This window comes from Streptomyces gossypii (assembly GCF_025165795.1).
In the GTDB taxonomy this organism is placed as follows: domain Bacteria; phylum Actinomycetota; class Actinomycetes; order Streptomycetales; family Streptomycetaceae; genus Streptomyces; species Streptomyces gossypii.
In genome coordinates, this window is record NZ_JAJAGO010000009.1 from 145,316 (window position 1) to 155,976 (window position 10,661).

Consider the following 10,661-nt stretch of genomic DNA (forward strand, 5'->3'; position numbering starts at 1 on the left):
GCGCAGCACGCTGAGCAGGGTGACGCTGGTCGGTGAGCGGCGGCGGATCGACATGCTGCTCCCGGCGGACGAGCCGGTGGGCGAGCTGCTGCCCGACATTCTGGACCTGCTCGGTGACCGGGCCTCCGAACGGCCGCTGCTGCGGCGCCTGGTGACCGCCCGTGGCGAGGTGCTGGCGCAGGACGACACGCTGGCGTCCGCGCGAGTAGCCGACGGTGCCGTGCTGCGTCTGGTGCGGGCGGAGGAGACGCCCGCCGCGCCCGTCGTGCACGACGTGGCCGATGAGACGGCGGAGGATCTGGACGTACGGGCCTGGCGCTGGGACGGCCGTACGCGCGCGTGGGCCGCAGGTACGGCCGCGGTGCTGCTCGGGCTGGTCGCGGCGTTCGCCGCGCGGGTGTGGCTGGGACAGGAGGATGTCGGGCTGCCGTTCGCGGCGGTGGCCGTCGTCGCCGGAGCCGTCGGCGCCCTGGCGGCGTGGCTGGGCGGCCGGGAGCTGGGTACCGCGCTGATCATGCTCGGCGGCGGACTCGGCCTGCTCGCCGCCTGGACGGCGACGGAGACCGCCGGGACGGCGGATGCGCGGCTGGCCGCCATGGGCCTGGCCGTCACGGTGACGTTGGTCCTGCTGGCGATGGTGACCCCGGTCGGCCGGGGCGGCTATGTCGGCGCGGTGGCCGTCGCCGTGGTGGTGGGCGGCTGGGAGCTCGGGTGGTTGTTCTCCGGGGGATACCAGGTGGGTGCGGCGCTCGGCGCGGCGTCGGTGCTGGCGCTGGGGTATCTGCCCAGGCTTGCGCTGATGAGCGCGGGCCTGACCCGTCTGGACGACCGGCGGGTGGCCGAGACGTCGGTGAGCAGGCACGGGGTGGATGTGGCCCTGGCGGCCACGCACCGCGGGCTCGCCCTGGCGACCGTGGCCGTGGCGGTATCCGCCGCGGGTGGCGGCTGGCTCGCCGCCGACCGCGCGAACAGCTGGGCGGTGGCGGCGGTGGCGCTGCTGGCCGTGGTGCTCTTCTCCCGGGCCCGCGCCTATCCGCTGGCCGTGGAGGTGGTCGCGCTGCAGGCGGCCGGGGCGGTGCTCGCCGTACGGCTGCTGGTGCTCTGGGCCGAGGGGGACGGCGGTACGGCCGCGCCGCTGGCCGCGCTGTGCGCGCTGCCGCTGCTCCCGCTCGCGGTGCTCGTCGCCCGGCCGCCCGACCACGTACGAGTGCGGCTGCGGCGGGTGATGAATTTCGTGGAGTCGGTGGGTGTGGTGGTGCTGATACCGGTGGCCATCGGGGCGTTCGGCGTGTACGGCCGTCTGCTGGACACGTTTTGACGGGTACGGGGCGATGGGTACGAGGCTGATGGGGGCACGAGTCTGATGGCGGCACGGAACAGCCCGACCCCGGCACCGGGCGGCGGTCAGCAGGACTGGCAGCGCGATGTGCTGAGGGATCTGAGCTCACCCGCCACCGGGGGCGCACCGGGTGCGACGGGCGCACCCGGCGCACCCAGCGCACCCAGCGCACCGAGCGCTGCGAACCCGGTGGGCGCTGCCGCGAGCCCGCCGCCGCAGCCCCGCCCGTCAAGCCCGCTGCCTCCGCTTCCGCCGTCCCCGCCCGCGCACACTTCGTCCCCGCCCGCGCACGCTTCGTCCCCGCCCCGCCTCCCCCTGCCGTCGCCGCTCTCCGTGCCGCTGGTCACGCCCGAACTGGCAGCCGCCGAGGGCCGTTCCCGGCACGGCGACACGCTCGCCCGGCGCACGGCACGCGCCCTGCGCTCCCTGGTGGCCTCCGCCGCGCGGGACACCGCCGCCGTCACCGAGGCCGCGCGGGCCATTCAGCAGCCCGTCACCACCGGCCGCCAGATCGCCGTCACCAGCATCCGGGGCGGCTCCGGCAAGTCCACCGTCGCCGCGCTGCTCGGTCTGACCTACGCCCACTACCGTCCGGACCCGGTGCTGGCCGTGGAGGCCGATCCGGCGCTGGGCACCCTGCCCCGGCGGCTGGGTGCCACCGAGGTGCGCTGGTCGGTCCCGGATCTGGCCCGCATCGTGGACCCGTCGATGCGCATCACCGACCTGACCGGCTATCTCCTGCCGTTCGAGGGCGGCGGCTGGCTGCTGCCCGGCAGCCAGGGATCGGTCGGGGCGCAGATCGACGTCGGCACCTATCGCACCGTGATGGCCGCGGTGCGCCGCTACTTCGGCACCACCGTCGTCGACTGCGAGTCGCTGCCCGCCGAGGTGGCGCGCACGGCGCTGGTGACGGGCCAGGCGCGGGTGCTGACCACTCCGGCGACGGTGGAGGGCGTCGCCGCCACCAGGACGGTGCTGGACTGGCTCGGGAAGGTGCACCGCAGCATGCTGCCGACGACTGTCGTCGCCCTGGTCCGCACCTCCCCTGACGCCGCGCTCGACCAGGCCCGTGCCGTCGCCCAGTTGGAGACCGGCGGCGCGGCGGTGACCGTACTGCCGTACGACCGCCACCTCGCGGCCGGCGGCGCCGTACGTACCGAACTGCTCGGCCGCGCCACCCGCGAGGCGGCAGCCCTGCTGGCCGCCGCGGTGATGGACCGTGCCGTTTCTCGAGAGCGGGCGCCAGCGGGACAGGCGCCAGCGGGACAGGCACCAGCGGGACAGGCACCAGCAGGCCAGGCACGGGCGGGTCAGGCTCCCGCAGGGCGCGCGCCCGGTGGGCCGACGCAGCCGTTCGCGGGGGAGCGGGCGCGATGAGCGTACGGGTGGTCCACCGTCCCGCCCGCACCACCCGGCCGCTCCCGCCTCCGGTCGAGCGCCTCATGGAGCCCCCGCCCAACCTCCCCGACGGCAAGGGCGGTTCGGCCGCCACCTCGCTGCTGCCGATGATGGGCGTGATGGGCTCCGTCGTGATGATGACCGTCATCCGCAGCAGCCGGTTCGCCGCGATCGGGGCCATCGTGCTGGTCGTCGCGGTGGTCGGCGGGGTGCTGCTGCTGTTCTCGCAGCGGGGCAAGGCGCAGCGCACGCGGCGTACCCAGCGGGAGAGCTATCTGGAGTATCTGGAGGGTCTGCGCGAGGAGTTGAGCGCCGAGGATCGCGAGCGCCGGGCTGTTGCCCGGGTGCTGTCGCCGCCTCCGGAGGCGCTGTACGACCTGGTGCGCGATCCGGCACGGCTCTGGGAACGCCGGCGGTTGGACCGGGACTTCCTGGAGGTGCGGGTGGGCACCGGCGAGTCGCCCGTACGCACGCTGCGCATGGAGCAGCAGGGCAGTTCGGTGCTCACTCCGCCGGATCCCTTCATGCTCAATGAGGCGGCCGGTCTTCAGCAGCGTTTCGCCGCCGTCCCCGAGACGCCGCTGTCGGTGCCGCTGGACCGGGCGGGAAATGTCAGCGTGATCGGCGCGCGTGAGGATGTGCTGCGTGTCGTGCGCGCGCTCGCCCTGCAGGCGGCCGCCGGTCACGCTCCTGATGATCTGGCCTTTGCCCTGGCGGCGCCCGAGCCCCGGATGTCCGACTGGGCGTGGGTGAAGTGGCTGCCGCACATCCTCGACCCGCAGGAGTGGGACGGGCCCGTCCCCGTACGCCGTATCGCAGGGGACGTCCCCGGGCTCGGCGCGGCGCTCGCCGGGGAACTGCGGCGGCGGGCCGCCTACGCGGCCGAGGTACGGCGTGGGCTGGCCGGACGCGACGCGCTGCGGCTCACGAAGCGGCTGCTCGTCCTGAGCGACAGCCATGGCGAGGTGGCGTCCGAGCTGCCCCGTCCCGACGAGGCTGTTCCGCTCCCCGACATGGGCGTCACCGTCCTGCATCTGCTGGAGCGGCGCATCGACGAGCCGGGGCAGGTGTCGTTGCGGATCACCGTGGGGGAGGACGGCTGCATGGTGACCGTCGAGGATCTGCGCGGCGAACAGCCGGTCACGGTGCACGGTGCCCTCGACGATCTGACGGCGGCCGGGGCGGCGGGCCTGGCCCGGATGCTGGCACCGCTGCGGCTCTCGCCCGAGTCTGCCGCCGCGGGCGCTCCGCTCTCGGGGCCGGTTGACTTCGCCGGGCTGATGGGCATCGAGGACGCGGCCGCCCTGGACACGGGCAGGCTCTGGGCTCCGCGCGGCGATCAGGATTTCCTGCGGGTGCCGATCGGGCTCGGCGACACCCACGAGCCGGTGCTGCTGGATCTGAAGGAGTCCGCCGAGCTGGGCATGGGCCCGCACGGGTTGTGTGTCGGTGCCACCGGCTCCGGCAAGAGCGAGCTGCTGCGCACCCTCGTGCTGGCGCTGGTTGCCACCCACCCGCCCGAGGATCTGGCGATGGTGCTCGTCGACTACAAGGGCGGCGCCACCTTCGCCCCGTTCGGCGAACTGCCCCATGTGGCGGGGCTCATCACCAATCTGGAGAACCGGGCCGGGCTGGTCGAGCGCGTGCACGCCAGCCTCGCCGGTGAGGTCAAGCGGCGTCAGCAGGTGCTGAAGGAGGCAGGCGACATCGCCGACATCTCCACCTACGCCGCCACCCGCGCCCAGCGGCCGGAGCTGGAACCGCTGCCCCATCTGTTCGTCGTCATCGACGAGTTCGGTGAGCTGCTCACCGCCAAGCCGGACTTCATCGACCTCTTCCTCTCCATCGGCCGCATCGGCCGTTCCATCGGCGTCCACCTGCTGCTCTCCAGCCAGCGCATCGAGGGGGGCAAGCTCAAGGGCCTGGACACCTACCTCTCCTACCGTCTCGGACTGCGCACCTTCTCGCCCGAGGAGTCCCGTACGGTGCTGGACACTCCGGATGCCTTCCAGCTGCCGCCCATCCCGGGTTTCGGCTACCTCAAGGTGGACACCAGCGCCTACGAACGGTTCAAGGCGGGTTACGTCTCCGGCCCCTACAGCGGCCCCGTACGGCGCGACGAGGAGGCGGACGCGGGGCCGGCCGCGCTGCCCTATCCGGCGTACAACACGCTCGCCTCCCCGGACGGCCAAGCCGGTTCCGATGGTTCGGAGACCCTGGACAGCGCGGGCGGCCCCGGCCCGGCGCAGCAGGCGCCGCCGCGCCGGACCATCGGCCCGACCCTCCTGAGCACCGTCGTCGGACAGCTCGCGGACGCCGCCCCCGCCGTCCCCCAGATCTGGCTGCCGCCGCTGCCCGAAGCGCTGCCGCTGGACGCTGTCGCGGGCCCGGTCGTGACGGGGCGGCACGGTACGCGGCTCGCCACCGGCCCCGAGGGCGCGCTGCGTGTGCCGCTGGGGCTGCTGGACGATCCGGACAAGCAGTGGCAGGGCCAGTGGCTCCTGGACCTGACCGTCGCCGGCGGCCATGTGGCGGTCATCGGCGGTCCCCAGTCCGGCAAGACGACGCTGCTGCGCTCCCTGATCCTCTCCCTCGCGCTCACCCACACCCCGCAGGAGGTCGGCGTCTACGGTCTCGACCTCCTCGGCGGCGGACTCCAGGCGATGTCCGGCCTGCCCCACGTCGGCGGGGTCGCGGGCCGCGCCGACCACGAGCGGGCCGCGCGTACGGTCGAGGAGGTCCGGAGCATGCTCGCCGCCCGCGAGGAGATCTTCCGCGACCAGGGGATCGACTCCGTCGAACAGCTGCGTGCCCTGCGGGCCGAGGGCGGGCTTCCGCAGCTCGGCTGTACCGATGTGGTCCTGGTCATCGACGGTTTCGGTGAGCTGCGCGGCGAGTTCGAGGAGCTGGACGACGGGGTCAACGACCTGCTCAAGCGCGGCAGCGGCTACGGCATCCATGTCGTCGCGGGCGTGCTGCGCTGGAACGACGTGCGCATCGTCGCCCAGTCCGCCTTCGGCACCCGTGTCGAACTGCGCCTGAACGACCCCTCCGACAGCAGCGTCAGCCGCCGTCTCGCCGAGACTCTCACCGCCGACGAGCCGGGCCGGGTGCTGACCGACGCCAAGCTGTTCGCCCACGCGGCGCTGCCCCGAATCGACTCCCTCAGCACTGTGGACGACCTGGGCGCCGCCGTCGAGGAAGCGGTGCGCACCGTACGGGGCGCCTGGCCCGGTGACTCCGCGCCTCCGGTGCGGGTGCTGCCCGCCCGGCTCGGCCCGCGCCGCCTGGCCACCGTGTCCAGCGTGGCCACCGAGCCGCACCGGGTGCCGATCGGCCTGGACCAGGGCGCCCTCGACCCCGTACTGCTCGACCTCTTCCGGCACGACCAGCACCTGATCGTCTTCGGAGACGGCGAGTGCGGCAAGACGAACCTGCTGCGGCTGATCACCACCGGCCTGCTCGCGCGCTACGGGGACGACGACCTGGTCTTCGCCGTCATGGACCCGCGGCGCGGGCTGTACAGCCTGGTGCCCGAGGAATACCGGGGCGGCTACGCGCACAACGCCCGCCTGGCGTACGCGCTCTCCGGCGCCATCGCCACCGAACTGGAGAAGCGGATGCCGGACGACAGCACAGCCCCCGAACTCCTCGCCGCGGGCGGCTCCGCGTTCGACGGGCCGCGGATCGTCGTCCTCGTCGACGACTACGACGTGCTCGCCAGCGCCGGACAGCAGCCGCTCGAACCCTTCCTCCCCTACCTGCCCTCCGCACCCGACATCGGCCTGCACTTCGTCGTCACGCGCCGGGTCGCCGGAGCCTCCCGCGCGCTGTACGCGCCCTTTCTGACAACGCTGCGGGAGAGCGGCACCGCGGCCCTGGTGATGACCGGGGACCGCTCCGAGGGCCAGCTCTTCCCCGGCGTGTACGCGGCACCCCGCGTGCCGGGCCGGGGCACCTTCGTACGCCGCGGCGCGCCCCACCGACTCATCCAGACCGCGCTGGCCGAAGAGCCGGCAGCCCCGGGGGACGCCTCATGACCACCGACGTGATCGCGCTCACCGAACGGATGCCCGACAGCTGGAGCCTGCTGGCCGCACTGATGTCCGCCGGGCCCGACACCGGGCTGTCCACCCGGGCCGACGGCGCCGTGATCCAGCTGAGTGACGCGGAGGGGCGGCCGCTGGCGTCCGTGGAGTCGCCGATGCTGGTGCGCGTCCCCGGCGAGGCCGCGCGGCTGCTCGGCGTCGAGGTCGGCGGGCCGGTCTGGTGGACGGAGGTACGCGGGGCGACGGGAGCCCGGGACGCGGGACCGCTGGCAGGCGCCATCGCCACCCGGCTGGCAGGGCAGCTCGGCGGCACGGTCTGGCCGCCCGGTGCCGCCGCGCCCGCCGGGGGCGCGGCGGTGCTGCCGTCCGGCGCGGTCGGGGCGAGCGCCCCGGCAGCCGAACAGCCCGCGGTCGACGTACTGACGGAGCGGGCTGCCGTGGTGATCCAGGACCGCCCGCTCGTCGCGATGACCGCCTGGCTCTCGGACGCGCTGCGCGCCGCGACGGCCGACGGCCGGGCCCTCCAGATCGTCACCCAGCCCGGCACACGCCTCACCCTGCCCACCCGTACGGCTTTGACGGGCCTGCCCAACCGCTGGGTCGTACAGGACGGAGCGGGCGGCTACTACGACGGCCTCTCCGGCACGGAACTGCGCTGGCAGGAAGGCGCGTTCGAGCCCGCCGACCGCCTGGCCCCGGCGTTCACCGCGCGCGGCCCCGGTGTGGGCCCGGCCCCCTCGGACGGACACCAGCTCCTCCTCACCTTCCGTACCCGCCGCCCCGCCACCTCCGGACTCCTGCTCGGCGAACCGCTGGAGGCGGCCTGGCGGCAGCTGACCGGCGAGCCACCGGCCGGCTGGGGCAGCGCGGAACCGGCGGGGGAGCCGTGGTCACCGGGCGCGCTGACGGACTTCGCCCGTCCGCGCGCCCCGGCGCCGACCTCGCTCGTCGTCGTCGGCGCTCCGGAGCGTCCAGCCGCCCTCGCCACGCTGCGGATCTCGCGTACCGAATCCGGTGTCGAGGAGGAGGTCACGGTGGCCTTTGGCGGCGGCGGGGTCCCGTCGCACGCCGCCCTCAGCGAGCTGGCCGGGCAACTGGTCGCCGAGTACGGCCTGGTCTCCCTGCTGATCCAGCACCGCACGGCACGGGCTGACCTGACCGTACCGGCCTGGCTGGAAGGCCCGCCGGAACCGGTGGCCTTCGTGCTCGGCAGCGAGGCCGTACGCGAACTCGGCCCCGCGCTCGCGCAGGGCGCCCCGCTGCCCGAGCCTCATCGCCCCCGCATGCTCGGCCGCCTCCGAGGGGCAGGCTGCTACTACCCGATCCACAACGACGCTGCCGGTCCCGGTTCTTCAGATCCCGCAGGTGCCGCAGGCGCCGCAGGCGCGGCTGAGCCCTGGCAGGCCCTCCAGGACCTGATGGCTCACCTGACCCGTCCGAACGGAACCGCTGATTCCGTCGACGGTTGAGTCCGTCGACGGTTGAGTCCGTCGACGGTACGGACACCTCAGCCGCCGATTGATGCCCGAACCGTGGACCGACGAAGATCACCCGTCGCGGACGGTTCGTGTGGTAGACGTCAGAACGTACTCTGACTAAGCTCCTGCTATGAGCATGAGCCACCCTGACTCCGTCACCTTCTCCGATCTGTCGCGCAATCCACGCGCGGTGGCCGAGCGGGCCGTGCGCACGGGGCGTGTGCGGGTGACCCATCGTGACGCCGCTGACTTCTATCTGACCGCTGCGGCCCGCGAGGAGCAGCGGGACGCAAACCTGTCCACGTCATCGCGGATGTTTCTCGCTCTCATGAAGCACGACGATGGCGCGCGTTCTCTGTTGCTGGCCATGGCTGATGTCTTCCCGTGGATAAGACATCTCGCGGACGACGAGGTGCGGGCCTTCACGGTCGAGCTGGTTGAGGCGCTTTCCGACGCAGCGGAACTGGATGTCGACACGGAGGCCGAGGGAGTCATCGAGGGTTGGCGAGCGACGGCCCGCGTCAAGGCCGATCCGGAGGAGTACCGGCACGCGCTTCTCGCCACTGAGGGGGACTACGGGCGGGTTGAGGTCGACACGTGACACCAAAACGCGCTGACAGGGTCACGGTTCCGCCTCCAGAAGATCAGTGGGATGTTCGTTTCGGTACGGGAGAGGCGGTGAAGGGCTGGGAAGAGTTGTGCCGACTGGCTCTGGCCAACACCCGTCGTTGCGTGGATGCCTTGCGTCTCGCACCGGAGTCCCGGGAGAACCACCGGCGACAGCACCAATTGAAGAGTGAGTTGGCCACGAACCGTCACAACGGTCGTCAACTTGAGCAGTGGGAGTACGAAGTCACCAGCGGAGGCAGGGTGCGCTACCTGGTCGACCGAGATCGCCGCCAGGTCTGGATTGTGCAGGCCTCTGCACGGCACCCCAAAGACACGGATCGCTGATCGTGTGCCCGCCGCCGTGATCGTCGCCCGTGGTGAAGCTCGCCGTATGACGCGAAACGGGGCAAGCGTGCCCACCTGGTGAACGGGCGGGTCCCCGGCGGTGGGGCAGGGCCTAGACTCCGTGGCGGACGGATCGGTGGACTCGGCGAAGACAACGGACAAGTGAGGACGGGCGGACGTGCCGGACTACTTCCACGGCTATTCGGTCGTCGGGCTGGTCGCGGTCGTGGGCGTGCTCTTCGTCGCCGTGGCGTTCGCCAGCGGGCGCCTGCTGCGACCGGTGGTGCCGACGCGCGAGAAGATGCTCACCTACGAGTGCGGCGTCGATCCGGTCGGTGAACACTGGGCGCACACGCAGGTGCGCTATTACGTGTACGCGTTCCTCTACGTCATCTTCGCCGTCGACTCGATCTTCCTGTTCCCCTGGGCGACGGTCTTCGCCGCGCCGGGCTTCGGCGGTACGACGCTGGTGGAGATGTTCATCTTCCTCGGCTTCCTGTCCGTGGGCCTGCTGTACGCATGGAAGAAGGGCGTCCTGGAATGGACGTAAAGAAGAACGCAGAAACGGGCGTGGAGACGACGGCCGCTACGGGGCCGGTGGACCTTCCGCAGCCCGCGCCGCGGCTGGGAGTGCTCTCCAGGCTGGCGCCGGAGCCGATGAAGGTCGTGCTCAACTGGGGCCGCCGCTACAGCCTGTGGGTCTTCAACTTCGGGCTCGCCTGCTGCGCGATCGAGTTCATCGCGGCCTCCATGGCCCGGCACGACTTCATCCGGCTCGGTGTGATCCCCTTCGCGCCCGGCCCGCGCCAGGCTGACCTGATGGTCGTCTCGGGCACGGTCACGGACAAGATGGCCCCGGCCGTCAAGCGGCTCTACGAGCAGATGCCCGAGCCCAAGTACGTCATATCGTTCGGTGCCTGCTCCAACTGCGGAGGCCCGTACTGGGACTCGTACTCGGTGACCAAGGGCGTCGACCAGATCATTCCCGTCGATGTCTATGTGCCCGGCTGCCCGCCGCGGCCCGAGGCGCTGTTGCAGGGAATACTGAAGCTCCAGGAGAAGATCTCCCGCGAATCGCTGGGCGACCGGTACGGGGTCGCCTCCGGCGCGGCCCGCCGACCCTCCGCCGGGGCGCTCACGAGCGGGCTCGCCGCCGCGCCGACGCCTGGGGCTGCGCCTGGGGCTGCGCCTGCGGCGCGGCCCAGCCACCCGACCGGGGACGCCGATGCGGGCGACGGCCCAGCGGGTACGGGCCCGCACCCCGGCACCCCGTCGGGCGGCGGTCCGGGCACGCCTGAGGCGGGCCTCGGCCGCCCTGCCGAGGGCGGTGCCGACGGCCTGGGGGACGCTGGCCCCGGCGCCTCGTCGAGTCATGACGGGGGCGCGGATACGTCGGGTTCCGGCGGTGAGCCGCCCGCGCCAGGGTCGGCCGACGGGCCGGCG

The 10,661-nt window shown here is 72.9% G+C and carries 6 protein-coding genes and 1 pseudogene; all 7 read left to right on the forward strand.

Going from position 1 to position 10,661, the window contains the following annotated elements; translation table 11 throughout:
- Positions 1 to 19: 19 nt before the first annotated feature.
- Positions 20 to 1,318 carry a type VII secretion integral membrane protein EccD gene (gene eccD, locus LHJ74_RS20120; protein WP_311203329.1) on the forward strand — a complete coding sequence of 433 codons (1,299 nt, stop codon included), beginning with the start codon at positions 20 to 22 and terminating at the stop codon, positions 1,316 to 1,318.
- A gap of 45 nt (positions 1,319 to 1,363) precedes the next feature.
- Entirely contained in the window at positions 1,364 to 2,716 is a 1,353-nt protein-coding gene (locus tag LHJ74_RS20125) for a CpaE/TadZ family protein (RefSeq protein WP_260219503.1), read from the forward strand.
- Positions 2,713 to 6,777 (forward strand): type VII secretion protein EccCa, encoded by a 4,065-nt coding sequence (gene eccCa, locus LHJ74_RS20130; RefSeq protein WP_260219504.1) that lies wholly within the window; start codon positions 2,713 to 2,715, stop codon positions 6,775 to 6,777. The genes LHJ74_RS20125 and eccCa overlap by 4 nt, the downstream gene beginning before the upstream one ends.
- The gene (locus LHJ74_RS20135) at positions 6,774 to 8,255 is read left to right on the forward strand and encodes a DUF6177 family protein (protein ID WP_260219505.1); all 1,482 of its coding nucleotides are present in this window, start codon (positions 6,774 to 6,776) and stop codon (positions 8,253 to 8,255) included. Before eccCa ends, LHJ74_RS20135 begins: the two co-directional genes overlap by 4 nt.
- A gap of 139 nt (positions 8,256 to 8,394) precedes the next feature.
- Positions 8,395 to 8,865, forward strand: coding sequence for a prevent-host-death family protein (locus LHJ74_RS20140; RefSeq protein ID WP_260219506.1), 471 nt, complete (start codon positions 8,395 to 8,397; stop codon positions 8,863 to 8,865).
- Between the two features lie 531 nt (positions 8,866 to 9,396).
- Complete coding sequence (locus LHJ74_RS20145; protein WP_260219507.1) at positions 9,397 to 9,768, forward strand: NADH-quinone oxidoreductase subunit A; 372 nt, start codon at positions 9,397 to 9,399, stop codon at positions 9,766 to 9,768.
- Positions 9,759 to 10,457, forward strand: a pseudogene (locus tag LHJ74_RS20150) (NADH-quinone oxidoreductase subunit B); the annotation flags it as partial. The gene LHJ74_RS20145 and the pseudogene LHJ74_RS20150, both read left to right, overlap by 10 nt.
- Positions 10,458 to 10,661: the final 204 nt, after the last annotated feature.

Excerpts from the sequence above, each read along its gene's own strand:
- LHJ74_RS20125 (WP_260219503.1), top strand. The coding sequence starts at position 1,364 with ATGGCGGCACGGAACAGCCCGACCCCGGCACCGGGCGGCGGTCAGCAG.
- eccCa (WP_260219504.1), top strand. The coding sequence starts at position 2,713 with ATGAGCGTACGGGTGGTCCACCGTCCCGCCCGCACCACCCGGCCGCTC.
- LHJ74_RS20135 (WP_260219505.1), top strand. The coding sequence starts at position 6,774 with ATGACCACCGACGTGATCGCGCTCACCGAACGGATGCCCGACAGCTGG.
- LHJ74_RS20140 (WP_260219506.1), top strand. The coding sequence starts at position 8,395 with ATGAGCATGAGCCACCCTGACTCCGTCACCTTCTCCGATCTGTCGCGC.